Origin of the sequence: Bittarella sp. HCP28S3_D9, assembly GCF_052065655.1 — a bacterium.
Taxonomy (GTDB): domain Bacteria; phylum Bacillota; class Clostridia; order Oscillospirales; family Ruminococcaceae; genus Bittarella; species Bittarella massiliensis.
The window spans coordinates 64,734-90,710 of the sequence record NZ_JBQHTP010000005.1 but is presented as its reverse complement, the minus strand read 5'-3'; the positions used below and the strand labels follow the sequence as shown (position 1 = coordinate 90,710).

Annotated in this window: 24 protein-coding genes; 7 read left to right on the top strand and 17 right to left on the bottom strand. The window is 64.6% G+C overall.

Going from position 1 to position 25,977, the window contains the following annotated elements; translation table 11 throughout:
- Window positions 1-35 precede the first annotated feature (35 nt).
- Window positions 36-248, bottom strand: coding sequence for a hypothetical protein (locus ACTNAU_RS04675; protein WP_185916125.1), 213 nt, complete (start codon window positions 246-248; stop codon window positions 36-38).
- 335 nt (window positions 249-583) lie between these two features.
- Here ACTNAU_RS04675 and ACTNAU_RS04670 point away from each other — a divergent pair, with 335 nt between their 5' ends.
- Entirely contained in the window at window positions 584-1,483 is a 900-nt protein-coding gene (locus ACTNAU_RS04670; RefSeq protein ID WP_185916126.1) for an EamA family transporter, read from the top strand.
- 114 nt (window positions 1,484-1,597) lie between these two features.
- Here the strand turns inward: ACTNAU_RS04670 and ACTNAU_RS04665 are convergent, their stop codons facing one another.
- The 4 genes from ACTNAU_RS04665 to ACTNAU_RS04650 all read right to left on the bottom strand — a co-directional run bounded on the left by ACTNAU_RS04665 (window position 1,598) and on the right by ACTNAU_RS04650 (window position 5,450).
- Window positions 1,598-2,788 carry a cation diffusion facilitator family transporter gene (locus ACTNAU_RS04665; RefSeq protein WP_441097718.1) on the bottom strand — a complete coding sequence of 397 codons (1,191 nt, stop codon included), beginning with the start codon at window positions 2,786-2,788 and terminating at the stop codon, window positions 1,598-1,600.
- 399 nt (window positions 2,789-3,187) lie between these two features.
- Window positions 3,188-3,442 carry a hypothetical protein gene (locus tag ACTNAU_RS04660; RefSeq protein WP_185916128.1) on the bottom strand — a complete coding sequence of 85 codons (255 nt, stop codon included), beginning with the start codon at window positions 3,440-3,442 and terminating at the stop codon, window positions 3,188-3,190.
- Window positions 3,443-3,674: 232 nt separating this feature from the next.
- Window positions 3,675-4,265 carry a recombinase family protein gene (locus ACTNAU_RS04655; protein WP_216401613.1) on the bottom strand — a complete coding sequence of 197 codons (591 nt, stop codon included), beginning with the start codon at window positions 4,263-4,265 and terminating at the stop codon, window positions 3,675-3,677.
- Between the two features lie 201 nt (window positions 4,266-4,466).
- Window positions 4,467-5,450, bottom strand: coding sequence for a nucleoside hydrolase (locus tag ACTNAU_RS04650; RefSeq protein WP_185916129.1), 984 nt, complete (start codon window positions 5,448-5,450; stop codon window positions 4,467-4,469).
- Window positions 5,451-5,761: 311 nt separating this feature from the next.
- Between ACTNAU_RS04650 and ACTNAU_RS04645 the strand changes: the two genes are divergently transcribed.
- Both ACTNAU_RS04645 and ACTNAU_RS04640 read left to right on the top strand, forming a co-directional pair.
- Window positions 5,762-6,370, top strand: coding sequence for a peptidoglycan recognition protein family protein (locus ACTNAU_RS04645; protein ID WP_441097717.1), 609 nt, complete (start codon window positions 5,762-5,764; stop codon window positions 6,368-6,370).
- 186 nt (window positions 6,371-6,556) lie between these two features.
- Window positions 6,557-8,014 (top strand): nicotinate phosphoribosyltransferase, encoded by a 1,458-nt coding sequence (locus ACTNAU_RS04640; RefSeq protein WP_441097730.1) that lies wholly within the window; start codon window positions 6,557-6,559, stop codon window positions 8,012-8,014.
- Between the two features lie 63 nt (window positions 8,015-8,077).
- On the opposite strand, the gene ACTNAU_RS04635 is transcribed toward ACTNAU_RS04640, so the two are convergent.
- A complete protein-coding gene (locus ACTNAU_RS04635) occupies window positions 8,078-10,285 on the bottom strand; it encodes a putative bifunctional diguanylate cyclase/phosphodiesterase (RefSeq protein ID WP_441097716.1) in 2,208 nt (735 codons plus the stop codon).
- A 216-nt stretch (window positions 10,286-10,501) separates the two neighbouring features.
- Here ACTNAU_RS04635 and ACTNAU_RS04630 point away from each other — a divergent pair, with 216 nt between their 5' ends.
- Window positions 10,502-11,959: a GntR family transcriptional regulator gene (locus ACTNAU_RS04630; protein WP_441097715.1), complete on the top strand. Its 1,458-nt coding sequence runs from the start codon at window positions 10,502-10,504 to the stop codon at window positions 11,957-11,959.
- A gap of 61 nt (window positions 11,960-12,020) precedes the next feature.
- Here ACTNAU_RS04630 and ACTNAU_RS04625 read toward each other — a convergent pair whose 3' ends face one another.
- Window positions 12,021-12,569, bottom strand: coding sequence for an N-acetyltransferase family protein (locus ACTNAU_RS04625; protein ID WP_441097714.1), 549 nt, complete (start codon window positions 12,567-12,569; stop codon window positions 12,021-12,023).
- Window positions 12,570-12,748: 179 nt separating this feature from the next.
- On the bottom strand, window positions 12,749-12,991 hold the full coding sequence (locus tag ACTNAU_RS04620) for a hypothetical protein (protein WP_441097713.1): 243 nt from the start codon (window positions 12,989-12,991) through the stop codon (window positions 12,749-12,751).
- Window positions 12,992-13,186: 195 nt separating this feature from the next.
- Here ACTNAU_RS04620 and ACTNAU_RS04615 point away from each other — a divergent pair, with 195 nt between their 5' ends.
- Window positions 13,187-13,513, top strand: a complete 327-nt coding sequence (locus tag ACTNAU_RS04615) for a helix-turn-helix domain-containing protein (protein WP_021659367.1) — start codon at window positions 13,187-13,189, stop codon at window positions 13,511-13,513.
- 96 nt (window positions 13,514-13,609) lie between these two features.
- Here ACTNAU_RS04615 and ACTNAU_RS04610 read toward each other — a convergent pair whose 3' ends face one another.
- From ACTNAU_RS04610 to ACTNAU_RS04585, 6 genes are all read right to left on the bottom strand, one after another.
- Window positions 13,610-16,078 (bottom strand): InlB B-repeat-containing protein, encoded by a 2,469-nt coding sequence (locus ACTNAU_RS04610; RefSeq protein WP_441097712.1) that lies wholly within the window; start codon window positions 16,076-16,078, stop codon window positions 13,610-13,612.
- A gap of 631 nt (window positions 16,079-16,709) precedes the next feature.
- Window positions 16,710-17,342 (bottom strand): uracil phosphoribosyltransferase, encoded by a 633-nt coding sequence (gene upp, locus ACTNAU_RS04605; protein WP_021659362.1) that lies wholly within the window; start codon window positions 17,340-17,342, stop codon window positions 16,710-16,712.
- A 132-nt stretch (window positions 17,343-17,474) separates the two neighbouring features.
- Window positions 17,475-17,915 carry a ribose 5-phosphate isomerase B gene (rpiB, locus tag ACTNAU_RS04600; RefSeq protein WP_059005327.1) on the bottom strand — a complete coding sequence of 147 codons (441 nt, stop codon included), beginning with the start codon at window positions 17,913-17,915 and terminating at the stop codon, window positions 17,475-17,477.
- Window positions 17,916-17,917: 2 nt separating this feature from the next.
- Window positions 17,918-18,631: a tRNA (adenosine(37)-N6)-threonylcarbamoyltransferase complex dimerization subunit type 1 TsaB gene (gene tsaB, locus ACTNAU_RS04595; RefSeq protein ID WP_441097711.1), complete on the bottom strand. Its 714-nt coding sequence runs from the start codon at window positions 18,629-18,631 to the stop codon at window positions 17,918-17,920.
- Complete coding sequence (gene tsaE / locus ACTNAU_RS04590; RefSeq protein WP_059005324.1) at window positions 18,631-19,074, bottom strand: tRNA (adenosine(37)-N6)-threonylcarbamoyltransferase complex ATPase subunit type 1 TsaE; 444 nt, start codon at window positions 19,072-19,074, stop codon at window positions 18,631-18,633. The genes tsaB and tsaE overlap by 1 nt, the downstream gene beginning before the upstream one ends.
- A 16-nt stretch (window positions 19,075-19,090) precedes the next feature.
- A complete protein-coding gene (locus tag ACTNAU_RS04585; protein WP_441097710.1) occupies window positions 19,091-20,758 on the bottom strand; it encodes a formate--tetrahydrofolate ligase in 1,668 nt (555 codons plus the stop codon).
- Window positions 20,759-20,989: 231 nt separating this feature from the next.
- Here ACTNAU_RS04585 and ACTNAU_RS04580 point away from each other — a divergent pair, with 231 nt between their 5' ends.
- Together ACTNAU_RS04580 and ACTNAU_RS04575 are read left to right on the top strand one after the other, a co-directional pair.
- Window positions 20,990-22,102, top strand: a complete 1,113-nt coding sequence (locus ACTNAU_RS04580; protein WP_021659356.1) for an FtsW/RodA/SpoVE family cell cycle protein — start codon at window positions 20,990-20,992, stop codon at window positions 22,100-22,102.
- A 327-nt stretch (window positions 22,103-22,429) separates the two neighbouring features.
- The gene (locus ACTNAU_RS04575; RefSeq protein WP_185916139.1) at window positions 22,430-24,136 is read left to right on the top strand and encodes a DEAD/DEAH box helicase; all 1,707 of its coding nucleotides are present in this window, start codon (window positions 22,430-22,432) and stop codon (window positions 24,134-24,136) included.
- Window positions 24,137-24,197: 61 nt separating this feature from the next.
- Here the strand turns inward: ACTNAU_RS04575 and ACTNAU_RS04570 are convergent, their stop codons facing one another.
- From ACTNAU_RS04570 to ACTNAU_RS04560, 3 genes are all read right to left on the bottom strand, one after another.
- Entirely contained in the window at window positions 24,198-24,503 is a 306-nt protein-coding gene (locus tag ACTNAU_RS04570) for a hypothetical protein (protein ID WP_441097709.1), read from the bottom strand.
- A gap of 823 nt (window positions 24,504-25,326) precedes the next feature.
- Window positions 25,327-25,518: a hypothetical protein gene (locus tag ACTNAU_RS04565; protein WP_441097708.1), complete on the bottom strand. Its 192-nt coding sequence runs from the start codon at window positions 25,516-25,518 to the stop codon at window positions 25,327-25,329.
- Window positions 25,511-25,879 (bottom strand): hypothetical protein, encoded by a 369-nt coding sequence (locus ACTNAU_RS04560; RefSeq protein ID WP_441097707.1) that lies wholly within the window; start codon window positions 25,877-25,879, stop codon window positions 25,511-25,513. Before ACTNAU_RS04560 ends, ACTNAU_RS04565 begins: the two co-directional genes overlap by 8 nt.
- Between the last annotated feature and the right edge of the window lie 98 nt (window positions 25,880-25,977).

The window sequence follows — 25,977 nt, the reverse complement described above, 5'->3', positions numbered from 1 at the left end:
ATGGTACACGGTTTGGACGGTTTTTGCAAGGGCCCTTAAAAGCTGGTTTTTCCCTCGGCGATCTGCTGGACAAAGGCGGCCATCTCCTGCTTGGAGCCAATTTGGTGGGTGTGCTCGACGATTTGGCGCTTGGCCGCCTCCGGCAGGGAGCCAAAGCGCTCCATGGCGGGGAAGTTGCGGGCCAGGGCCATTCCCAGTCCCTCCGGCAGTTCGGCGAGGGGGTCGGTGTTTCTCTTGATTTCAGACATCTGCAAAACGCCTCCTTTTTATATAGGGAAAGTATGGGCCTCTGGCGGCATTTTTATGCCCCCGCCTTGACGGGGCGCGCCCTGCCGTGATACAATAAACCGCTTTGCGTGATTGCAAAAGACCAGGCGGGCCTGCGGGCCGCGCAGAAAGGACAATGCACTGTGAAACCCATTTCGTTTTGCCCCCACGTGGGCTGCTGGGACAGCATTGCCCACCGCTTTCCCCGCAGGCCGCCCCCGCAGGGAGCCGCCGCGCTGCGGTGAGCGACCGCCCCTTTCGCAGCGACCGGCCGTTTCCATCGGCGGCAAATTGTGCAAAAGGATGATGGTTTACAATGACCTGGTTTTGGTTTTCTATGTTGGCGCTGCTCGGGTGGAGCGGCTCCGACCTCTTTAGCAAAATGGGCTCCAAGCCCTCTGACAAGTACAGCCACTGGAAGATGGTGATGGCCGTGGGGCTGGTGATGGGCGTCCACGCCCTCTACCTGCTGTTCACCGGCACCCCCTTTTCGCCGCGGGACATCATCACCTACCTGCCCGCCAGCTTCCTCTACATTCTGGCCATGATCTTTGGCTATGTGGGGCTGCGCTACATCGAGCTGTCCATCTCCAGCCCCATCTGCAACTCCTCTGGGGCGGTGGCGGCCCTCCTCTGCTTTGTCTTCTTAAAGCAGACCATGAACGGCATCCAGTTCTTCGCCGTCTTTCTCATCTGCCTGGCGGTCTTCCTCTTGAGCCTGCTCGAAAAGCGGCGGGACGACCAGTTGCGGCGGGAGGCGGCCCTCTCGCCGGACAAGAAGTACACCCGCAGCATCATCGCCGTCCTCTTCCCCATCCTCTACTGCGTCATCGACGGCCTGGGCACCTTTGCCGACGCTCTGCTGCTGGACACCGTGATCGCCGAGGAGCAGGCCAACATGGCCTACGAGTTCACCTTCCTCTTCCTGGCAGTCTGCGCCTTCATCTACGTGGTGCTCATCAAAAAGCAGAAGCTGGTGGTCTGGGATGAAAAGCCCAAGATGGCCGCCGCCCTCTGCGAGACGGTGGGGCAGTACTTCTACGTCTTCGCCATCGGCGCCAACCCCATCATCGCCGCGCCGGTCATCAGCAGCTACTGCCTGCTCAGCGTGGTCTGGAGCCGGATCTTCCTCAAGGAAAAGCTCACGGCCAAACACTACGCCCTCATCGCCATGGCGGGGGTGGGGATGGCGATCCTCGGCTTCTTCGACGCCTGATCGGCTGCGCCCTCTACTCCCCCTCAAAATGGGGGCACAGCGAATCAAAAGCACCCGGCAGGGAAATATCCCGCCGGGTGCTTTTTTTCGGCCAGAGGGCTGTTTTAGGGGCGTTTACTCGCGGCGCTCGCCGTAGTCCACCTGGTACCCCCGGTCCACCGTGATGACGGCGTTGTAGCGGGGGTCGACTTCCCGCAGCTGCGCCTCGATCTGGGTGCAGAGGTCGTGGTTTTTCACCGGGCAGTCCACCGGCACCATCACGTCGAAGATCAGGTTGCTGTGGGTCTCGCCCAGCACCGCGCGAAAGTCGTGGATGCTCAAGTCAGGGCGGACGCGCTGCACGCACTCCAGCACCGTCTGCCGCAGGGCGTTGACGGTGTCGTTGTTGGTGACGATGGGGTCCATGTGGATGACCATCTGGATCCCCATCTCCTGGGCCAGGTCTTTTTCGATGTTGTCGATGAGGTCGTGGCTCTGCAGGATGTCGGCGGAGCTGTCCACCTCGGCGTGGAGGGAGGCGAAAGTCCGCCCTGGGCCGTAGTTGTGCACCATCAGGTCGTGGATGCCCAGCACCTGCGGGTGGGAGAGGACCTTGCGGGAGATCTCGCTCACCAGGGCGCTGTCGGGGGCCTGCCCCAGCAGGGGGCCCAGGGTGTCCTTGGCCACCCCGTACCCGGAAAAGAGGATGAAGGCCGCCACCGCCAGCCCCATGTACCCGTCCAGGTTCAGGGGGGTCAGCAGGGAGACCACCGCCGCCGTCAACACCGCCGAGGTGGCGACCACGTCGTTGAGGCTGTCCTGTGCGGTGGCGAGGATGGTGGTGGAGGAGATGGCCCTGCCGATGCGCCGGTTGAAGGACCACAGCCACACCTTGCAGGCGATGGAGCCGGCCAGCACCGCCAGCGTCACCGCCGAAGTCTCCACCGGGGCGGGGTGGAGGACTTTGTCCAGCGAGGTGCGCCCCAGTTCAAAGCCCAGCAGCAAGATCAAAAAGGCGATGATGAGCCCGGCCACATACTCGGTGCGGCCGTGGCCGAAGGGGTGGTCCCGGTCCGCCGGTTTTTCGGAGATCTTAAAGCCCAGCAGGCTGATGATGGAACTGCCCGCGTCGGAGAGGTTGTTCACCGCGTCCGCCACGATGGAGACGCTTCCCGCCAGGGTGCCCACCACCAACTTGGCGGCGAAGAGCAGGACATTGGCAGCGATGCCCACCGCGCCGGAGAGGGTGCCATAGCGGGCCCGGACCCGGGTGTCCCCCACCTGTTCGCAGTCTCGCACAAAGGCCTTGACCAGCAGAGAGGCCATATCACTGCCCCCTTTCTAAAAAATTGGCGCCAAAAAGGCCGGGGAGGTACGCCCCCTCGCCCCCTTTGTGCGCTTTGGTGCCGGAGATAAAAATACCCATTTATTTTACCGCATCTGGCGACAGAAAACAAGGTGCTTCTCTTGAAGATGCCCGCTTGCAATCGCCTCCTCCCCGCGCTGCCGGCGCGACGAGAAGGGATGGGTGCAACCTGTTTGCGTGAGCGGGGGCGGGCGCATCCCCCTGGACGCAGGTGCGCGGCCGGGGCTGGGCCGCCCCGTGGCGTGGGCAGGGCCTGCGCGGGGAGAGGGGGAACGGGCAACAGCTGGGCGTGCGCCCGGTTGCGGGGACTAAAAAAGCCCCGGACGACCCCTTCGTCCGGGAACTTTTACACGGGCCATTTAGCGCTGCGCCTTGGGCGGGGGAGCGGGGTGCTGTTGCAGAAAGGCCTTGGCCTGCTCGGGGTCGTCAAAGGGCTCCACATCCTCCCCCAAAAGGTAGGCAGCGGCGTCGTTCCACTCCTGCAGGGAGTGGGTGTGGGCGGGCACCCGCGCGACGGCCTCCGGCAAAAATGTCCGCAGGTCCGCCCGGCGCAGGTCGGACAGATAGGTGCAGTGAAGGCTGTCCGCCAGCTCTTCCAACAGGTCTTTCGGCAAAGTCGTCCCCTCCCTCTGCTGCTCGATATAGCAGATAATTTCTTTCGCTGCCAGTATAATGGGAAATGTGTAAAAGGCGCTTCAAAAGGCCTGTTTTCCTGTAAAAGTTGACATTTTTTAGGCTCTGTTTCAGGAACCTTTTTCCGCGTGAGAAGCGGGTTTGGCCAGTTGCGGCGCGAAAGGTAAAGTCTACCATTTCTTTTTATAAAAATTTCCAACGGGCCGCATCTCTTCAGTGTTCCCGGGTCCAGCGCAGAAAGGTGTCCTGGGAGACGCCGAGGCGCTTGGCCGCTTCGCGGGAGCTGATGGCGCCGCCCTGCCACTGCCGCTTGAGCAGGGGAAATTCGGGCGGGATGGGCTTTCGCGGGCGGCCAAAGGCGACCCCCTTGCGCTTGGCCGCGTCGATCCCCTCCCGCTGCCGCTGGCGGATGTTCTCCCGCTCGGTCTGGGCCACGTAGGAGAGGATCTGCAACACCAAATCGGAGATGAAGACGCCGGTCAGGTCCCGGTCGCCCTGTCGGGTGTTGAGCAGGGGCATGTCCAGCACGGCGATGTCCACCTGTTTGCGCTTGGTGATCTCCCGCCACTGCTGGATGATCTCGTCGTAGTTGCGCCCCAGACGGTCGATGGACTTGATCACCAAGAGATCGCCGGGTTTGAGCCGGCGCATCAACCGCTGGTAGCTGGGGCGGTCAAAGTCCTTGCCGCTTTGCTTGTCGGTGTAGATGTGGGTCTTCGGCACGCCGAACTCCTGCATGGCGATCAGCTGCCGGTCTTCGTTTTGGTCGCGGGAGGAGACCCGCACATAGGCGAATGTACTCATTTTTATTACCTCCTAGTAGATAGTCTTTCCTTAAGCATCATACAGGAGATAGAAGCCGTGCAGACCCCTTTTTTCGACAAGTTTCACGATTTGTGAAAACCGCGAAGGCTTTTCCACCGCCCCGCAATAAAAGGAAAATTTTAGGTAAAAAAATCGCCCCTCCGACAGTGCGGAGAGGCGATTTTTAATGGGAGGCCGTTGTTATTTGGGCGAGCGCTCCATAGCGCGCATCACCAGGGAGACAAACTTCTCCCGGTCGGCGTTCAGGGCGACCGCACAGTTCTTGCGGGCCTTTTTGTCGCGGGTATTCACGTCGCAGATGGTCATGCCGTCGGCAAAGCCGCCGGAGAAGTCCACGTCCACATAGAGCTGGCGCACGTCTTTGAGGACGGTGGGGTCGATGACCGCGGCCACGGCCAGGGCGTCGTGGATGGGACCCCAGTCGTCCTGCTCCATGGGCTGAAAGACCCGGTAGCCCTTGATGCGGTAGCGGGCAAACTCCGAGGTGGCCTTGGAGGCGCGGGTGTTCATGGCGTCGAGCTGGTCGCACTCGCCCAGGGAGATGCAGGCGCGGTGGGTGGCGTCCAGGGGCACCAGGGTGATCTTGGCGCCGCAGTCCAGCACGATCTTGGCGGCTTCGGGGTCGATCCAGATGTTGAACTCGGCGGCGGGGGTGATGTTGCCGTACTCGTAGGCGCCGCCCATGATGACGATCTCTTTGATCTTCTCCACGATCTCGGGCTGGATGCGGATGGCGGCGGCGATGTTGGTCAGCGGCCCCACCGGGATCAGGGTGATGTCCCCGTCCGAGGCCATCAGGGTGTCCACCAGCCAGCTGACGGCGTTTTGCCGCTGGGGCTGGATGGTGGCGGCGGGCAGGTAGTCCAGGTAGTCGCTGTGGACGTTCTCCTCCGGGTCCTCCTGGCCGGTGAAGGGCATGTGGGGCCGGCGGCCAGGGGTCAGGGAGCTGACCAGGGGCAGGTGGCAGCCCTTGAAGACCGGCACGTCGCTGCCCAGGTACTCCACCACCCGCAGGGTGTTTTCGGTGGTCATCTCGATGCAGCGGTTGCCGTTGACGGTGCAGATGCCCAGCACCTCCAGCTCGGGGGAGAGCAGGGCGGTCATGATGGCGACGGCGTCGTCGCTGCCGGTATCCACGTCTAAAATGACTTTTTTCTTGTCCATTGGCTCGATTCCTCCAGTAGTGGGGGAAGCCTGCGCCGCCCCCCTCTTTTTTTACCAGTGTAGCGCCAAATTTGCCCTTTGCCAAGGACAGATGTCTCCCAAAAAAAGGCAGCTGTGGACGGGCAGATCGAAAGAAAGTCGTCAAGTATTTTTTCGGGAGATGGTGTATACTCTAGTAAATGAGAGCAGTTGTGAGAGGAAGTGTGAAATTGCCGCCATCCACCGTCCGGCGAAGGCCGCCGCTGAAAAAGGTTTCCCGCCCTTGCCCGTGCCCTCGCCCTCGCCCGCGCGGGCGGGACAGGCACCTCCCTTTGCGCCCCATCCTCTTTGGGCTGCTGGCGGTGCTGTTGGGGGGGCTGCTCATCCTCTCCCGCTGCCGGTACCGACAGCCGGTGGAGCCCTCCCGGGCCCAGACCATCGCCGGCATCCCGGTGACCGAGGAATTTATCCCCGAGGGGAACGCCGGCCGCCCGGGCATCAAGCGGGAGATCAAGTGGGTGGTCATCCACGAGACGGCCAACCACTCAGAGGGGGCGGACGCCCAGCGCCACAGCGAGTACATACAGAAAAAGTCGGTGGAGAGCACCCTCTCCTGGCACTACACGGTGGACGACCACCAGATCTACCACCACCTGCCGGACGACGAGGTGGGCTGGCACGCCGGCGACAAGCTGACCGCCGGCGGGGGGAACCAGTGCGGCATCGGGGTGGAGATCTGTGTCAACGACGACGGCGACTACGCCCAGGCGGTGGACAACGCCGCCAAGCTCACCGCCTACCTGCTGGACTACTACGGCCTGGGGATCGAGAACATCAAGCAGCACCACGACTTTATGGAGAAAAACTGCCCCCAAATCATGCGGGACACCGGTGGCTGGGAGGCCTTTTTGCAGAAGGTGGAGGGCTACCGGGCGGGATGACAACCCCCGCCCTCTGTGCTATAATAAATAGAAAAGCAGCCGCGCTTCGGGGAGCCTGCAAGGACTTCTGTGCAACCTGACAGGGCGGACGCCCCTCCCCCGATCGGGGGGAGAGATGTGGAAAAATTTGAGAATCGCCGCCGGGGACGGATGAGCCGGGCGGCCCAAAAAGGAGAGGACCGCAAAATGGGTCTGGATCTGCAAAACGAACGCAATTTGACCATGCTCACCGACTTTTACGAGCTGACCATGTCCAACGGCTATCTGGAGAGCGGGATGGACGACAAGATCGGCGTCTTTGACATGTTCTTCCGCAAGATCCCCGACGGGGGCGGCTACGCCATCTTCGCCGGGCTGGAGCAGCTAGTGGAGTACATGAACAACCTCCGCTTCACCCAGGAGGATGTGGACTACCTGCGGGGCAAGCACATCTTCAGCGAGGCGTTCCTCGACTACCTGCTGCACTTTCGCTTCACCTGCGACGTCTGGGCCGCCAAGGAGGGGGAGCCGGTCTTCCCCGGCGAGCCGGTGGTCATTGTGCGGGGCCCGGTGATCCAGGCCCAGCTGGTGGAGACCATGGTCCTGCTGACTGTCAACCACCAGTCGCTGCTGGCCACCAAGGCCAACCGGGTGGTGCGGGCCGCCGACGGGCGGCCGGTGATGGAGTTTGGCTCCCGCCGCGCCCAGAGCTACGACGGCGCCATTTTGGGGGCGCGGGCGGCCTATATCGGCGGCTGCGCCGCCACCGCCTGCACCATTGCCGACCGGGACTATCACATCCCCGCCACCGGCACCATGGCCCACAGCTGGGTGCAGATGTTCGACTCGGAGTACGAGGCGTTCAAGACCTACGCCGAGATCTACCCCGACAGCTGCACCCTGCTGGTGGACACCTACAACGTCATCAAATCGGGCATCCCCAACGCCATCAAGGTCTTTAACGAGGTGGTCATCCCCCGGGGCTACCGGCCGGCGGGCATCCGCATCGACTCGGGCGACATCGCCTACCTCTCGAAAAAGGCCCGCAAAATGCTCGACGAGGCCGGTCTCACCGACTGCAAGATCGTGGCCAGCAACTCGCTGGACGAGTACATCATCCGCGACCTGATCACCCAGGGGGCCAAGGTGGACTCCTTCGGGGTGGGGGAGAACCTCATCACCAGCAAGTCCGACCCGGTGTTCGGCGGGGTCTACAAGCTGGTCGCCATCCAGGAGGGGGAGCACTACATCCCCAAAATCAAGATCTCCGAGACGGTGGAGAAGATCACCAACCCCGGCTTCAAGCAGGTCTGGCGCTTTTTTGACAAGGACACCCACCAGGCCATCGCCGACTATGTGACCGAGTACGGCGAGGAGGTGGACACCTCGAAGCCCATCACCATCTTCGACCCCAACGCCACCTGGAAAAAGCAGACCCTTGAGAACGTCTACGCGGTGCCGGTGTTGGAACAGGTCTTTGCCGGTGGCAAGTCCCTCTACACCCCCCTCTCCCTGCAGCAGCTGCAAAACTACTGTCTGGAGCAGGTGGACCACCTCTGGGAAGAGGTCAAGCGCTTTGAAAACCCCCACCGCTACTACGTCGATCTCTCCCCCAGACTGTGGCAGATGAAGCGCGACCTGCTCGAAAAGGTCAACACCTTCTAAATAAAAGCCGTTTAGCCAATGAAAAGAGCCCGCCGGAGCAAGTCGTTCCGGCGGGCTCTTTTTTTAGTTGTCAGCAGGGGGGAGAAGCGACTCGAAGGCCGCCGTCGGCAGGGGCGGGGCGTAGAGGTAGCCCTGGATCAGGTCGCAGCCCGCCTCCCAGAGAAAGGCCGCCTGCCCCTCTTCCTCGATCCCCTCGGCCACCGACTCGATGTCCAGCGCTCTGGCCAGAGAGAGGATGGCGCGAACCACCGCCTGGGAGCGGGGGGAGTCCAGACTGCCGACGAAAAACTGCCGGTCCAGCTTGAGGGCGTCCACCGGCAGGTCCTTGAGCAGACCCAGGGAGGAGTAGCCCGCCCCGAAGTCGTCCAGCGAACAGCGCATCCCCAGCTGGTGGATGTGCCCGATCAGCTCCCGCGACTTCCCGATTTCCCGGGTGGTGAAGAGGACATTTTCCGTCAGCTCCAGTTCGAGCCGGCGGGCGTCGGCGCCGGTGCGCTGCAGGATGTCGCGGTAGCTGTCCAAAAAGTGGGCGGTCTTCAGGTGCTGGCGGGAGACGTTGACCGATATCGGCACCTCTGCCAGCCCTTGCTCCGCCCACTTTTTGAGCAGCAGGCAGACCTTTTCAAAGACCAGCAGGTCCAGCTGGCGGATCAGCCCGGTGCGCTCGCAGAGGGGGATGAATTCGCCCGGGGGGATCAACCCCCGCCCCGGGTGGACCCAGCGCACCAGGGCCTCGGCCCCTGCCACCTCGGCGCGGCCGTCCCTCTGCCGGTATTTGGGCTGCAGGTAGATGCAGAACTCTTCTCTGGCAAAGGCCTGTTCCAGCTCCTTCAGGCGCTCGATCTCCTCCTCCTGGCGGGCGGCAAAGGCGCCGTCGAAGAGGGCGGCGCTGCTGGGGTACTCCTCGGCCACGGTCCTGCGGGCCAGATTTGCCCGGCGCTCGGCAGCCCCCAAATCAGGGGCGGAGGGGTTGACAAAACAGCCGCCCTGGCTCACCCGCAGGCGGCCCACGGCGGTGTCGATGGCCCCCAGCCGGGCGGAGAAGCCCTCCATCCTGGCAGCCAGCTGCTCCTGGGGGCCGCGCGTCAACAGGTAGAAGGTGTCCCCTTCGCCGCGGGCCGCCAACTCGCCCTCGCCCAGCTGCTGCAAAAGGGCGCGGTGCACCTGGCGGAGGAGGTCGTCGCCGCTCTCCTCGCCCTTGACCTCGTTGACCAGGCGAAAGTCCTTTAAGTTCAGGGCGATCACCGCCCAGCCCTCCGCCGGGCGCTGGCGGACGAGCCGCTCCCCCTCCCAGAGGAAGCGGGCGTTGTTGTACCCCCCGGTGACCGGGTCGGAAAAGGCGATCCGCCTCATCTGGGCGCGCGCCCGGCCCTGGTAGATGATCCCGACCGCGCTCAACAGCGCCAGCAGGGCGGCTGCGCCCACGGCAAAGCCGATGGCCTGCTGGGCGTGGAGGTCCACCTCCGCGGCGATGAGGTCGCGGGGGATGAGGGTGGCCACATACAGCTCGTAATCGCCGATGGGCCGGTAGTCCAGCCAAATCTCCTCCCCGTCGGCGGTGGAGAGGAGGGCGTTGCCCGCCCGGCCCTGCTGCAGGTCCTCCTGCATCTCCTGCACCCACCCCTCTGTCTCGGAGTAGTGGGTGGCGCCGATGGAGGCGGAAAAGGGCCGCTGGACGGGGGAGACAAGGACGGTCCCATCGCTGTCGAGGACGCAGGTACTCCCCTGCCCGTCAAAGCAGTCGTTGTCGACGAGGAGACGCATCTTTGCGTCCGATTTGACGCCGGCCAACACCCCTGTGACCTGCCCGCCGCGGGTGAGGGGGACCAGGTAGAGAAAGCCGTCCTTTTCCGGGAGGGGACAGAAGGTGCGCGCGCCGTTTAGCGCCGACTGAAAGGCGGGCAGTTCGCCCAGGTCGACGGCGTGAGCTTCGGCGAAAGGGGAGTCGCCCGCGGGGCCGACCACCGCCAATTGGTCAAATTTTGCAAGCGAGGCGCGGGCGGGCAGCCCCTCGGGGGAGAGGACGCCCGCCACCAAGTCCTCGGCGGTGAGGACGAGCTGGCCCATGATGGCGTCGATGCGCGAGCGGATGAGTTGAGCGGACTGGTTGGAGACATCCGCCAGGTACTGCTGGGTGCGGCGGTCGACGGCCTGCCGCAGTGCCACCGCGTTCCAGACGGCAATTGTCCCCACCCCTGCCAAGAGGGCGGCCGCCGCGATCAGCGCCCACCGGCGCACCCCCTGCGCGCGTTGTTTTTTCTGTCCCTGCACAGCGCTCCTCCTCTCGGCTGCAGAACGGAAGATGGCTTCGTTAGGCGATAAAAGCAAAAGCCTTTATGTGTACGTACACAGAATGATAGAACCGTTTCTACCATTCTAGCAAAGAGGGGGGTATAAAACAAGAACATATTTGTATACGTATCCATATAGCTGGGACTTTTTTTGTGCTATACTAAAAGGGAAATACCGGGAGGGGAGGAAGAGGCTGTGAACGGGAAAACGACGCTGTTCGCCTACCTGCACGGGGCGCTTGTGGGGGAGATCGAGACCGGCCGCATCCGCTGTGGGGAATCGCTGCCGTCGGCCAAAAAGCTCTGCGAGCGCTACCGCGTGGGCATCCGCACGGTGCGGGACGTGTTGGCCGCCCTGCGCGAAGAGGGCTATATCAAGACCGAGGAGCGCCGCTGCGCGGTGGTGATTTACAGAGAGGATGTCAGCCGGGAAAACCAGCGGGCCATCTGCGCCCTGTTGGCGCGGCGCTCCTCGGTGATGGAGATGTACCAGACGCTGGCCGTCCTGGCCCCGCCCATCTTTTCCTTTGGGGCGCGCTGCTGCGGCGAGCGGGTGTTGCGGCAGCTGCAGCGGGGCTATCAAAAGGCGGGCGCCGACTCCCCCAAGGAGAACTGGCGGGCCTCCTCTGCGGCGCTGCACCGGCTGCTCGCCCACTGCGGCAGCCCCCTTTTGGGGGAGCTCTATTCCAGCATGGAGCTGTACACCCAGGTGCCGGTCTTTGAGGGGTACCAAAACCCCTATTTAGAGGCCATTCGCCACGACCCAGCCGGGTTTTCCACAGCCCTTGCCGCCCTGGCGGAGGGGCCGCCGGAGCGGGTGGAGCAGTGCTTTGCCCAGATGTACCAAAACGTCGGGGTGCAGGTGGGGCAGTACTTGCAGGACCTGGCGGCCGACTACCCCCAGGTGGAGGAGGACCCAGCCAGCGCCTTTCGCTGGGATGCGGAGAAGGGACGGGTCTACACCTACACCGAGATCGGGCGGGACCTGCTGGACGGCATCCGCGCCGGGATCTATCCCGACGGCGGCTTTCTGCCCTCGGCCGCCGTCTTGGCGCAGCGCTATGGCGTCTCCCTCTCCACCCTCCGCCAGGCGCTGGAGATGCTGCGCCAGCTGGGGCTGGTGGAGGTGTACAACGGCCGGGGCACCCAGGTCACCCTGGGGCGGATGCAGTTGAGCGAGGAGAGCATCTGCCAGGCGGGCAACCGGCGGGACGCCCTCCTCTACCTGCAGGGGATGCAGTTCATGGTGCTGGTGCTGCCCCGGGTGGCCCACCTGGCCTTTCCCCACGTGGAGAGGGAGGTGGCCCAGCGGGTGACAGAGGCGGCCAAAGGGGGAGGGAAGAGCCCCCTGGCCCCCCTGATCGCCGCGGTCATCGAAGCCGTTCCCCTGGCCTCCCTGCGGCAGATTGTGGAGCAGACCAACCGGCTGCTCCAGCGGGGCGCCTTTCTGTTCTACCTGCAGGGGCGGCGGGCGCAGCGCAATATACGGGCTGCCTTTCACACCTGTGTCGAGGCGGCGGACGCCCTGCAGGCGGGGGACGAGGCGGTGTTCGTCCAGAAGCTGACAGACAGTTATCGCTTGATCCTCGAACGGGCCCGGCAGCGGTTCATCGAGGCGGGCCTTCCGGGCGCCGCCGAGATCGTCCTGCCCTGAAGCGGCGGCAAAAAAAGAGAGGCGGCGTCGGCCACCTCTCTTTTTTCGTGTGATCTGCCGCTCACAGCTGCAAAATCATCAGTTTTTCGGCGCAGAAGCTGCCGTCGCGAAAGCGAAAGGACCGCTCCCTCAGGCCGTAGTCCTCAAAGCCAAAGCGCTCGTACAGGGCGCTAGCCCGCCGGTTTTCGGCCACCACCTCCAGCTCGATCTGCAGGTAGCCGGCGGCGCGGGCGGCTGCGATGACGACCGGCAGCAGGGCAGAGCCGATGCCCTGCCCCCAAAACGCCTCCTTGACCGAAATGCCGAATTCCGCCCGGTGGCGGTACTTGTCCAGCCGGGCGACGGGGGCGAGGCCGGCGTTGGCGGCCAGTTCGCCCTCCACAAAAGCGGCCGCCATCAGGGCGAGGGGGTCCTCCCCCTGCCGGCGCAGGAGGGCGGCCTCCTCCGCGATGGTCTGGGTGATCTCGTCGGGGTAGCGGGCCATGAACCCGGTCTCCGCCGACGTCTGGCGGAGGTGGGCCAGCACGGCCGCGGCGTCCTCCGCCTGGGGGGAGCGCAGCTGGCACTCCCGGCCGTCTTTTAGAAAAATCGTCTGCGGGGCGATGAGCACGGCTTTCTACCTCCTCAAAAAGGGAATGTTGGGCCATAGACCGTCGATCGGGGCGGGCGAGCCTTCCTCCGCGCGCCGTGAGGACTACGCGGCGAAGGGAAGCTCCCCTTTCCGAGGAGCGTGTTTTTGCCGGTACAAAAAGACGCCCCTGCGGGCGGCAGGGACGCTTTGAAGCAGATTCAGCAGAGGGGCTGGCGGAGGGAGGCCGCCAACAGGTCTTTGGCGGCTGCCACGCTGGAGCAGGACTCGGCCGTTCCCAGCAGGTAGGCGAGGGCGTCGTTCCACTCGTCGAGGGGATAGCGGTCGTCCGGGATCTGCAGCAGGTAGGGAATGACCTGTTGCCTGGTGGCACCTCGCCGCAGTTCAGACAGGTAGGTGCCGCAAAACTCCGCAGCGGTGTCCAAAAGCCCCATCGACGCCATTTGCCAACGCCTCCTTCAAGATGTTTTTTCCAGTACAGGAACAATTGCCCTGTAATAAAATGCGATTTTATCCACTCTAAAAAGTATATACCACTATTAAATCACAAGTTTTAGTAATTGTAAAGAGTATCTCTTTTCCAATTGGGTTAACAACTTGCCGCCATTTCGATACCCTGTTAAAGAAGGAGTGATAAGGTGGAGAAGGTAGATTACGCCGGCCTCGGCAGGCGCATCCGCTATTTCAGAAAGCGGCGGGGGCTGACCCAGGAGGAGCTGGCCAACCTGGTGGAGTTGACTCAGAAACACATCAGCAATATCGAGTGCGCCCACTCCATCCCCACACTTCAGACCTTTGTCAAAATCAGCAACTGCCTGCAGGTGCCGCCAGACCTGCTGTTGGGCGATTCTCTGGCCTTTTCTTACCCCGGCCGGGCGGAGGAGGTGGCCTCCCTCATCCGAAGTTGTTCCCGCCGCCAGTTGGCGGAGGTGGAGCAGTACATCTTCTACATCCTCCAAAAATGACAGGGCAAAGAAAAAAGCCCCTCTCCGACCCGCTGTGGGGAGAGGGGCTTTTTTGTGTGTCACCCGCCGCCGATCTTCACTGGCAAAACACCGGCTTTACCGGCGACGGCGCAGGATCGCCGCCGCGCCGCCCGCCAGCAGAAGGGCGGTGAGGAGGGGCAGGGGCGTGCTGTCCCCGGTATAGGGGCTCCCGCCGCCGGCAGAGGGGGTGGGAGGAGTGGGGGCAGGCGTCGGCTGCTGTTCGCGCGCCTGAAAGGTCACCGCCACCCGGGCCCCTTCCCTGCCCACCGTCACCCGCAGTTGCAGACCGTCTTCCCCCGCCAGGGTCTGTCCGTCAAGCTTCCAGCTCTCCAACTGGTAGCCGGCGGCGGGCAGAGCGGTGAAAAGCACCGCCGTCCCCTCGGGGAGGGAGACACCGCTCTCCACCGGCTGGCCGTCAGCGGCGGCGGTGAGCCGCCCGTTGGTGGGCTGTTCAAAGAGGAGGGCGCCCTCGGCGGGAGGGGTCTCCTCCGCCTTTTGGGCCAACACGTAGTAGCTGAAGTGGTCGGTCTCAAAACAGGCAAACCCGTCTTTGACCTCAACGGGGTAGGGGACCCGCGCGCCGGTGGGTTCGACCCGGTAGACTGCCAGGCGGTCGGCGTCGTACCCGTCGGGGATGGGGATGCGCACCGACACCTTGCCCGACGGCTGGATCTTGCTGCCGTCGCAGAGGAGGGAGATGTTAAAGGCGGTGTATCGGTCGGCCACCTCGTCGAGGGCGCTCTGCACCAGCGGCCAGTCCTCCGCCTCTTCTTGCAGCCGTTCGGCCTGCAGGGTCACCGCCGAGGGGGAGACCCCTTCGGGGATGGCCGCGGGTGGGCAGTGAAGCTGCACTTCGGTGCCGGTGTCCTTTAAGTCCAGGGGCTGCTTGGCAAAGGTGATCACCAGCTGGGTGTCGGCGCGCAACTGGGAGAGGGAGAAGTGGTTCCCCTCGAAGGGCACCGGCTCGCCGTCGGCAGTGACCGATTGCAGCGCCCACCCGTCGGCGGGCTGGGCGGTGTAGGTGATGGACTGGTTCCAGCCCACCGTCTGCACCCCGGCAGGGAAGAGGGTCCCCTCTCCCACAACCTGGGCGGTGAGGTGTAGGTCGGGGGCGTGAACGGCCCAGACGGCCTCCTCGCCCGGCCGGTAGTCGGCCGGCCCCTCTTCGGCAAAGGCAAACCACCCCTGCTGCGGCGCGTCGCCCTGGTAGGTGATGGCCGCGTCCCCGTCGGTCCAGCCGCCTTTAAGGGTGACCGCCGCCGCCCCGGAGGGGGCGGGCTCCCAGCTCTGGCCGACGGTGAGGGGGGCGGACAGGGTCAAATCGGTGACGCCGGAGATGGCATCGACAGAGACGGCGGCCCCCTCGATGGAGAGGGAGGCGCGCCCGGTGGCGACGGCGGTGCCCGTCTCCTCCACATAGCCCTGGGCGTAGATGGCGCCCCCGTCGGGGAAGGTGATGCCGTCGACGATGCGCACGTCGGCGTTCTCGCACTGCACTGCCGCCACCCCGTCGCCGCTGTAACAGCCGCCGCTCACCAGCTGGCGAACGGTGCAGTGTTGCAGGGTGACCGAGGTGTTGCCCGCTGAGACGCTCTTGCTGGAGAGGCCCAGGGGCCCGCCAATGGCGGCGGTGATGGTGCTGTTTCGGATGTCCAACTTGGCGGTGCCGGAGATGTCCACCGAGCCGCCCCCGTTGAAGAGAAAGCCGCCGCCGAGGATGTTGCCGCCGTAGTCCCCGTTGTAGAGGGGGAAGTCGCTGTCGGAGATGGTGACCGAGGTGTTTTGGGAGCGGGCCGAGGCGGTGGCCGTGTCGCAGTGGCCGCCGCCGTAGACGTCCCCGTGGAGGGTGGAGTTCCGAATGGTGATGGAGACCTGGCCGGCGTCGGCGTTGCAGTCGCTGTCCGACGCCATCCCGCCGCCCATGATCTCCCGCTCCGGCAGGTCGGTGCCGAGGATCTCGATTTTGACCGAACCCACCGACACGTCCGCCCCCTGCACATTGGCATAGCCGCCGCCCCAGAGGTAGTCGTCGCTGTGAAAGACGGTGTCGGCATGGTCAAAGGTGACGGCGGCCTGGCCGGTGACCCGGGCCTCGCCCCCAGGCTGGTCTGCCGTTCCCCCGCCCAGCAGCCAGCCGATGCTGCCGCCGCGCACCGTGACCTCGGTGGAGGGGACGGTGTGGTCGAGCCCGCCGCCATAGAGGTAGCGGACCTTGGCGCGGTTGACCGTCAGGGGAACGCCGTTGGCAAAGAAGCGATATGCCCCCAGGGTATGGTTTTGCCCGTCGCCGCTGTCCAGGGTGAGGGAGGTGATCCCCCGGTCGGCGGGGACCACCAGGTCCCCCTCTTCCCCCAAGTCCTCACTCAGCAGCAGGGTCAAATCCCCCGTGTTTTCGCCGAGGGAGGCGAAGGCCTCGCCCACGGTGGGGAAATCGCCCCCCGCCCCGATGTGTAGGACACTCGTCCCCTGGGCAAAGGGGACGGCGGCCAGCATGGCGACAGCCAGCAGCAGGGAGAGGGCCCAGCAACCCAATCGCTTGTTCACAGCAGTTACCTCGCGGCAGAGAAACCTGCCTCTTTCTGTGCGGTCACGCACATTTTTCCTTGTATATATTTGTGACTTTATTATATGCCTTGTGATAACTTTTTGTCAAACCTTTTCGACAGGGGACGGAGGGAGGCACGCTGGGGGGCGACAGAGACACGATGAGTGGCAGCAGAGGGCACATCGGCTGGCAGAAGGGAGAGCGCCGGGAGGCAAAAGAGGATATGCCGAGCGGCAAGGGAACTCACTGGGCGGAGGAAGAGGGCGAGGGAAGGGGGGGACACGCCAGGCAGCAGTGGAGGACACGATGAGCGGAGATAGAGAGCGCGCTGGGAGGCGACAGAGACACGATGAGTGGCGGCAGAGGGCACATCGGCTGGCAGAAGGGAGAGCGCCGGGAGGCCAAAGAGGACATGCCGAATGGCAAGGGAACTCACTGGGCGGAGGAGGGGGGCGAGAGATGGAGGGGACACGCCAGGCAGCGGAGGAGGAGATGTCGGACGGTGGAATGGGACCCGCCGGCAGGAGAAGGGGAGAGGGCCCACCGCCGCCTTTTGGGACGGGTTTTCGGGGCAAAAAAGGACGCCCCCTCTGACCTTGTCGGAGGGGGCGTCTGCCTTGCTGAAAAACCTTACTTGGTGCCAAAGATCCGGTCGCCGGCGTCGCCGAGGCCGGGGACGATGTAGCTGTTTTCGTTGAGGCGCTCGTCCAGGGCGCCCACGTAGATCTCCACGTCGGGGTGGGCCTCCTGCAGGGCGGCAAGCCCTTCCGGCGCGGCGATGACGCACATAAACTTGACCGAGCGGGGGCCGTACTTCTTCACCAGGTTGATGGCGTCGATGGCCGAGCCGCCGGTGGCCAGCATCGGGTCGAGGACGATCACGTCCCGCTCGCTGATGTCGGTGGGCATCTTGCAGTAGTACTCCACCGGCTTGAGGGTCTCGGGGTCGCGGTAGAGGCCCACGTGGCCGATCTTGGCCGAGGGGACCATGTTGAGGATGCCGTCAACCATCCCCAGGCCGGCCCGGAGAATGGGGACAAAGGCGATTTTCCGCCCGGCGATGATGTGGGCCTTGGCGGTGGCAATGGGGGTCTCGATCTCCACGGCCTTCAGGGGCAGGTCGCGGGTGGCCTCGTAACACATGAGCATGGCGATCTCGCTGATGAGCTCGCGAAACTCCTTGGTGCTGGTGTTCTTGTCCCGCAGCAGGGAAATCTTGTGCTGGATCAGGGGGTGGTCCATGATGAACGGTTCTTTTGCCATTTGAAGATCCTCCTTGTATTTATCCCAGAGGCGGCTTGCGGGGGCTGCCCGGCCGCCGGATGTGCGTCGGTGCAAAGGGAGGGTGGGAAAGGGGGGCTGTCAGCAGCCTCCGCCTTCCCACCCTCTCAGGGCCTATTGTTTTTTCTTGTCCAGCTCGGTGAGCATGTCGACCCGGCGCTGGTGGCGGCCGCCCTCATAGGCGGTGTCGAGAAACACGTCGACCAGCTCGCAGGCCAGGCCGGAGGAAATGACCCGTCCCCCCATGCACAGCACGTTGGCGTCGTTGTGCATGCGGGTGTACTTGGCGCTGTAATAGTCGGAGCAGCAGGCCGCCCGGATGCCGGGGGTCTTGTTGGCGGCAATGGAGATGCCGATGCCGGTGCCGCAGAACAGCAGGCCCATCTCGCATTCGCCGGAGGTGATGTGGGCGCAGGTCTCGCTGGCGATCACCGGGTAGTCCACGCTCTCCCCGTTGCAGCCGCAGTCGATGTACTCGACGCCGCGCTCGTCCAAATGCTTTTTGACTTCTTCTTTCAGGGCGTATCCGCCGTGATCGCAACCGATGGCTAACATATTCACATTCCTCCGTTTAGTCTCTGCCGCTCCTGCCGCTCGCGCTGGGCCTGGGAGAGGCGTATGTAGTGCAGGGCCAGCGCCGCCCCGTCCCCCGCCCGCCGCCGGTTTTCCGGCGCGGCGGCACAGGCGGCCACGGCGCTTCCCCTGGTGGAAAGCAGGTGGGGGGGCGCCAGGCACACCCACACGTTTCCATTGTGAATAGTATAGCACATCCGGCCGCCGTCTCCAAGTAGGAAAATGGGCATTTTTTCGTCGCTGCAAAACCGCAGCGCCTCCTCGGCGGCCACCGCCTCGTCCTCGCTCACCCGCTTCAGCGCGCCGCTGCCGTCGGCGAGAAAGGTGGCGGTGTAGACCTGGTTTCGCCGGGCGTCCATACAGGGGACCACATAGCCCCGCCCGTGGGCCAGGTTGTAGGCGGTCGCCTCCAGGGTGGAGACCCCCACGCAGGGCAGCCCGGCCCCGGCGCAGAGGCCCTTGATGGCCGCCGCGCCGATGCGCAGCCCGGTAAAGCTGCCCGGCCCGTGGGTCACCGCCAGCAGATCGACCGATCCCAGGTCGATCTTGGCCGCCTGGAGCATCCCGTCGATCATGGGCAGCAGGGTCTCGCTGTGGGTCAGTTTGGTGTTGACAAAGCTCTCGGCCAGGATGACCCCCTCCTCCACCACTGCGCAGGAGGCGGATCTGGCCGAACAGTCCAGTCCCAAGATCCGCATCAGCTCTCCCTCCTCTTGTCGATTTGCAGGTTTTCCACCGTGATCCGCCGGCAGTCTTCCCCCTCCGGCTCGATGGTCACGGTGATGGTCTCTGGGGGGAGGACGGCCTCCACGTTCTCGCTCCACTCCACCGCCAGGATGCTGTCCCCCCGCTCCAGGTAGTCGAAAAAGCCGGTGGTCTCCACGTCGTCGATGTCCAGCACCCGGTACATGTCAAAGTGGTAGAGGTTGACCGGCCCCCGGTACTCGTTGACGATGGCGAAGGTGGGGGAGCTGATCTCCCCGCGCACCCCCAGCCCGGCGGCCAGTCCCCGGGTGAAGGCGGTCTTGCCCGCCCCCATCCCGCCCCGGTAGGCCACCACGTCCCCCGGGCGGAGGTGGGCGGCCAGCCGGGCGGCAAAGGCCTCGGTCTCGGCCACGCTGTGGGAAAGGTAGGATGTCATCTGCGCGTTTCCCTCCTTAAAATAGGCCGGTGATCCGGCCGTCCTCGTCGATGTCGATCTGGCAGGCGGCGGGCCGTGGCGGCAGCCCGGGCATGGTCATGATGTCCCCGGCCAGGGCCACCAGGAACCCCGCACCCGAGGAGAGGCGCACCTCTTTGACCTGCAGGGTGAAGTCCCGGGGCCGCCCCAGCTTTTTGGGGTCGTCCGAGAGGGAGTACTGGGTCTTGGCGATGCAGACGGGCAGGTCGTCCCGCCCCAGCCGCTCGATCTGGCGCATCTGCTGCCGGGCGGCGGAGGTGTACTCCACCCCGGCGGCGCCGTAGATTTCCCGGGCGATGGCGCCGATCTTCTCCTCAATGGGGAGGGCCGCGTCATAGAGGGGGGCAAACCGCCCCGGCTCCTCGCAGGCCCGGCAGACCAGCTGTGCCAGCTCCACCCCGCCCGCGCCGCCCTGAGAGAAGACGTCCGACAGGGCGTAGGGCACCCCCATCTCGTCGAGACAGCGGGCCACCTCGGCCACCTCGCTGTCAAAGTCGCCGGCAAAGTGGTTGATGGCCGCCACCACCGGCACCCCGTACTTGCGCATGTTTTCCAGGTGGGCCTGCAAGTTGGGCAGCCCCGCCCGCACCGCGCCCGGGTCTTCCAGGGCCAGATCGCCCTTTTTCACCCCGCCGTTGTACTTGAGGGCCCGCACCGTGGCCACCACCACGATGGCGCTGGGGGCCAGGCCCGCGGCCCGGCACTTGATGTCCAAAAACTTCTCGGCCCCCAGGTCGGAGCCAAAGCCCGCCTCGGTGATGCAGTAGTCCCCCAGCTTGAGGGCCAGGCGGGTGGCCCGCACCGAGTTGCAGCCGTGGGCGATGTTGGCAAAGGGCCCCCCGTGGAGGATGGCGGGGCTGCCCTCCAGCGTCTGTACCAGGTTGGGGTTGATGGCGTCTTTGAGCAGGCAGGTCACCGCGCCGCTGATTTCCAGGTCCCGCACGTACACCGGCTCTTTTTCATAGGTGTAGCCCACCAGGATCCGGCCGATGCGCTCTTTCAGATCCTTCAGGTCGTCGGCCAGGCAGAGGATGGCCATAATCTCGCTGGCCACTGAGATGAGGAACCCGTCCTGCCGGGGCACCCCCGACAGGGGGCCGCCCAGCCCCACCACGATGTTTCGCAGGGCGCGGTCGTTCATGTCCATGGCCCGCTTGAAGGTGATGCGCCGGGGGTCGATCCCCAGGGGGTTGCCCTGCTGAATGTGGTTGTCCACCGCCGCGCAGATCAGGTTGTTGGCCGCGGTGATGGCGTGCATGTCGCCGGTGAAGTGGAGGTTGATGTCCTCCATCGGCACCACCTGGGCATAGCCGCCCCCGGCGGCCCCGCCCTTCACCCCGAACACCGGGCCCAGAGAGGGTTCCCGCAGGGCGATGACGCAGTTTTTGCCCAGCTTCTGCATGGCCTCGCCCAGCCCTACGGTGGTGGTGGTCTTTCCCTCCCCCGCGGGGGTGGGGTTGATGGCGGTCACCAGCACCAGCTTGCCGTCGGGCCGGTCGCGCAGCCGGTCGATCAGGGGTTGGCCCAACTTGGCCTTGTAGTGGCCGTAGGGCTCCAGCTCCTCCTCCTTGATGCCCAGTTCCCCGGCTAGCCGGACAATGGGCTTCATCTCGCATTCCAGGGCGATCTCGATGTCGCTTTTCACAGTGCGTTTCCCCCTTCTCACCCGCCCGGCTCCCACCGGCAGGGCGGCAAATCTTCATAAAGTATACCACAATTCCGCCTTGAATAAAACGGCGCAGTAGTATACAATATACCAAATAGCGGCCACGGCTTGGGCCGCCCTCTTTTTGTAGCTCCCGCCGGGGTGTGCCCGGCGATTTGACCGCCCTCTCTGCACCGTCTTTCAATATAAAGGAGCCCTGCTTTGAAAAAAGTGATTCGCTCGGTCCACCAGTACATCAAGGACACCGACAAAATACTCTGGCTGCTCTGCATCGCCTGCAGCGCCATGTCTGTGATCACCCTCTGCTCGCAGATGTTTTACGGCTTCATCACCAGCAAGGTGGTCATCACCCAGTCCCTGGCCACCGGCATCGGCATTGTCATGGCCATCATCATCTCCAAGATGGACTACCACATCGGTGCCACCTTTTGGAAGTGGCACGTCGTCCTCTGTGTGGGGCTGGTGCTGGCCACCTTTATCTTCGGCATCCAAAACCCCGGTGCCGACGACAAGGCCTGGCTGCCCCTGCCCTTTGGCATGACCCTGCAGCCCACCGAGCTGCTCAAGCTCTCCTTCATCTTCACCTTCGGGATGCACCTGGAGTCGGTGGGGGAGAACATCAACCAGTACAAAAATGTCCTCCTGCTCTGCCTGCACGGGATCGCCCCGGTGGGGCTGGTGGTGCTGCAGGGGGACGACGGCACCGCCCTCTCCTTTGTGGTGATTTTTTTGGCCATGCTCTTTTCCGCAGGCATCTCCTGGCGGTATGTGGCGGCCGGCTTTGTGGCCGCGGGGGTGGGCATCCCCATCCTCTGGAACTTCGTCATGAGCGAGAACCAGAAACAGCGATTTCTCATCCTGGCCGACCTGTCGGCCGACGCCAAGAACATCGGCTACCAGCAGTCCCAGGGGCTCATCGCCATCGGCACCGGGCAGACCTTTGGCACCGGGCTCTTCTCAAACGTCGTCCCGCGGGAGGTGCCCTACGCCCGCAACGACTTCATCTTCTCCTACATCGGGCAGACCCTGGGCTTTGTCGGCTGCCTGCTAGTGATCGCGGTGCTGCTGGCGGTCACCGGCAAGGTGCTGGCCACCGCCGGCCGCAGCGCCGACCGGCTGGGCTACTTCCTCTGCGTGGGGATCTTCGCCATCCTCCTCTTTCAGATCCTCGCCAACATCGGCATGTGCCTGGGGATCATGCCGGTCATCGGCCTCACCCTGCCGTTTCTCTCGGCCGGCGGCACCTCGGTCATCATGCTCTACATGGCCATCGGGCTGGTGCTCAGCGTCTATATGAACAACAAGCAAGAAATCTTTTCCTAATGGGACAGGGTTCGACGGCCTTTGTACAAGCTGTCAGAATTTTAAAGAAAAGTTTTGACAAATCGCCCAAAGCTGTGCTATGCTGGTATCAGCAATCAACCACGTTCGTACCGAAAAAGGGATGTGAGCGGGGGCCGCAGCGCCCCCTTCGCAGAGTGCCGACACGGGCCGTGTCGGCGCTCTTTTTGTGGGCATTTGGCGGCTTTGCCGCCGCGCTGCCAGGTGGGGATGTGGTGTAAGACCAAGCGGGTGGCGGGCCCCTTTGCGGCCCCCGCCCCAGACCGGCGAGCAGGGGAACTGCCCCGCCCGCCAGCAGAAAGGAACCACATGAACGAGATCCCCTTTGACCAACTGGGCCTCACCCCCGAACTCCTCCGCGCCGTGGAGGAGATGGGCTTCACCACCGCCACCGACATCCAGAGCGGCACCATCCCCCTCATCCGCGAGGGGAAGGACGTCATCGGCCGCTCCCAGACCGGCACCGGCAAGACCGCGGCCTTCGCCATCCCCGCCATCGAGATGATCGAAAAGCTCGACAGCCGCCACCAGGTGCAGGTGCTGCTGCTCTGCCCCACCCGCGAGCTGGCCATGCAGGCCGCCGAGGAGGTGCAGAAGCTCTCCAAATACCGCAGCGGGGTCAAGACGGTGGCCGTCTACGGCGGCGCGCCCATCGACCGGCAGATCGCCCGCCTGGGCCAGGGCGCCAACTTCGTTATCGGCACCCCCGGCCGGGTGATGGACCACATCCGCCGCAAGACCCTCAAACTGGACACCCTTAAGCTGGTGATCCTCGACGAGGCCGACGAGATGCTCAACATGGGCTTTCGGGAGGACATCGAGACCATCCTCTCCTTCGCGCCGGAGGAGCGCCAGACCGTCCTCTTCTCGGCCACCATGCCCCCGGCCATCCTCGCCATCACCAAGCAGTACCAAAGAGAGCCCGAGATGGTGCAGATCAACCGCCAGCAGGTGACCATCGACGCCATCGAGCAGGCCTCGTTCGAGGTGCCCATGGGCCGCAAGATGGACGCCCTCAACCTGGTTTTGCGGGCCTACGCCCCCAAGTCGGCCATCGTCTTTTGCAACACCAAGAGCATGGTCGACGAGCTCACCGCCTACCTGAACGACCACGGCTTCTCCGCCGCCGGCCTGCACGGCGACATGAAGCAGAGTCAGCGCACCCAGGTGATGGACGGGTTCAAGCGCCGCAAGACCGCCCTTTTGGTGGCCACCGATGTGGCCGCCCGCGGCATCGACGTGGACGACCTGGACATGGTGCTCAACTACGACATCCCCCAGAACAGCGAGTACTACGTCCACCGCATCGGCCGCACCGGCCGCGCCGGGAAAGAGGGCAGGGCCTTTACCCTGGTCTCGGGCCGCAAACAGGTCTGGCAGCTGCGGGACATCGCCCGCCAGACCCGCTCCACCATCGAGCCCCGCCCCATCCCCACCCCGGAGGAGATCGCCGAGACCCGCCGCGCCCGCGCCTTTGAGAAGATGTTGCAGAAGCTGCGCGCCGCCGAGGTCTACCGCTACGCCGACATGGCCCAGGAGCTCTGCGACGAGGGCTTCTCCATGGACCAGGTGGCGGCCATGGCCCTGGAGATGCTCTTCGGCAAGGAAAAACACCTTATCCCCCAGATGGTCAAGACCCCCGTGCGGGGGGAGCGGCTGCCCCGGGGTGCGGGGGTGCGCATCGGCCTGAGCATCGGCCGAGAGCAGCACATCGCCCCCAACTTCATCGTCGGCGCCATTGCCGAGCGCACCGACATCACCGGCCGCGAGATCGGCAAGATCGAGATCTACGACCGCAAGACGGTGGTGGAGCTGCCCGCCGACAAGGCGGAGGAGGCCATTCGCGCCATCGACGGCACCAAGATCGCCGGGCGGATCGTCAAGGCCTTCCCCTACACCCCGAAGGAGGGCGAGTTTGCAGCCCCCCGCCCCCGCGGACCCCGCCCCTACCGGGCCGACAAGGACCGCCCCCGCCGCCCCGGCCGCTTCCCCAAGCCGGGCAAGAAACCCTTCTAACACCAAATCGCAAAGAGGCCGGATGCACCAGTGGCATCCGGCCTCTTTTTTGGTTGCGGCCCTATATCGCTTTGGCAAAGAAAATCTCCAGCGCCTCGCCGGGCAGCAAGAGGGCGCCGGCACCGGTGTAGCCGCGGCGGCGGTGGAGGCACTGCGCCCCCTCGCTGGAGAGGGGGAAGGTGGACGCCCGGCCTCTTTCATCTGTTCCTCTCAGCAGGCGAGCAGCGCCGTTCCGACCCTGCGGCCTCGCCACCACAGACAACAGGTTCAAAAAGGGGGTGTTGTCCCAAAGGAGGTCCCCCCGCGGCCAGCCGGCGATCTCGCCGCCCTCCCGGGCAGCCATCGCCCGCCCCAGGGCAAGCAGCATTTTCAGTTCTCCCCGTTCGACGTGCCGGTCACAGGAGGGGAGAGGGGGGCTTTTCCCTCCCGATATGCCAGTTGCGGAGGGAGAGAAAAGGGGAGGGGCCGCCTACCTGTCCGCCCCGACTTCCGTGTGCGCGTTCTCCTCAAGTATCCAGTGCCAGGCGCAATTCCTCCGCCATCTGGATGGCCGTCACCCTCCAAGACCGGCAGCGTCTTTCGTTCCCCCTGCCCAATGCGCCGGTCGCGGGAGGGGAGAGGGGGGCTTTTCCCTCCCGATATGCCAGTTGCGGAGGGAGAGAAAAGGGGAGGGGGCCGCCTACCCTTCCTCTCCGACCTCCACGTGCAGGTTCTCCTCAAGTATCCAGTGCCGGGCGCAGTCTCTCCGCCACCTGGGTGGCCATCACCCGCCCCAAGGCCGGGTAAAGTTTTCCTGCCCTCCAGGCGACCGTCGCCCGCCCCAGCGTCAGCAACGTCTTAAGCTTCCCCGAACCGATGTGGCGGTCACGGGAAGGGAGAATGAAGATTCTCCTCGCACGGGCATCCCGACTTCGATTGTGTGCTTTCTCCTTCAAAGGCCCATGGCTAGGCGGCAGTGGTTTTCCATCTCCAGACAGCCACCGCCCGCCCCAAGACCGGCGGCGTCTCCAGTTCCACCTGTTCAATCTGCCGGACGCAGGAAGGGAGAAAGGGCGCTCCCTCTCCCCCTATTCAGCGCGCCGTTTGCAGGAGGCAAGGAAGGGGGAGTCCCCCTACCCAATATGTCCGGTCGCGGGAAGAGAGAAAGAAAAATCCCCCCCGCCCGCTCCAAACCCCATCCGTGTTCCCCCTTAAAGCCCCAGGGCCAGCCGGTATTCCCCCACCACCAGGGCGGCGTTCTCCGCCACCGGGGCGGTGCCGTCGGTGCGCAGGACCGGGCAGGGCGGGGTGGCCGCCCACGCCTCGTGCACCCGCAGGCAGGGGGAGCCGTCGCTGTCATAGCGGGCCACATTGTCGAGAAAGCGCTGGTGCTCTTCAAACATGTCGCCCCCCGGGCAGGATGCGCGCCCCAAAGAGGGCCAGTTCCCGCCGGTGGGCCCGCTCCACCCGCACCGGGGCCGGGGCGGTGTTGAGCACAGCCAGGTCAAACAGGGGTACAAAGGGCTGGTTGTAGCTGTCCATCGAGCCCGAAATCACAAAGTGGGGGTGCTGGGAGAGGTCGCCCATCAGCAGGGCGATCCGCTCCTCCCGCGGGCGGGTGCGGGTAAAGGGCACCTCGGTGTCCCACCGCCAGAGGTAGTCGTCCAAGTCAAAGTGTGCAAACCCCAGCTGGGCGGCCACTGCCCGGCCCAGGGTGGTGGTCCCCGAGCCGGGGGAGCCGAATACGATGATGCCCCTTGCCATCTGTCTCTCCTCCTCATTTCCGGGTCGCCGGGGGCGGCCGGTGCTGCTGCCAGTATAGCACATCCGCCGCCCCGGTCATAGACTGGCCGGAAAGGAGG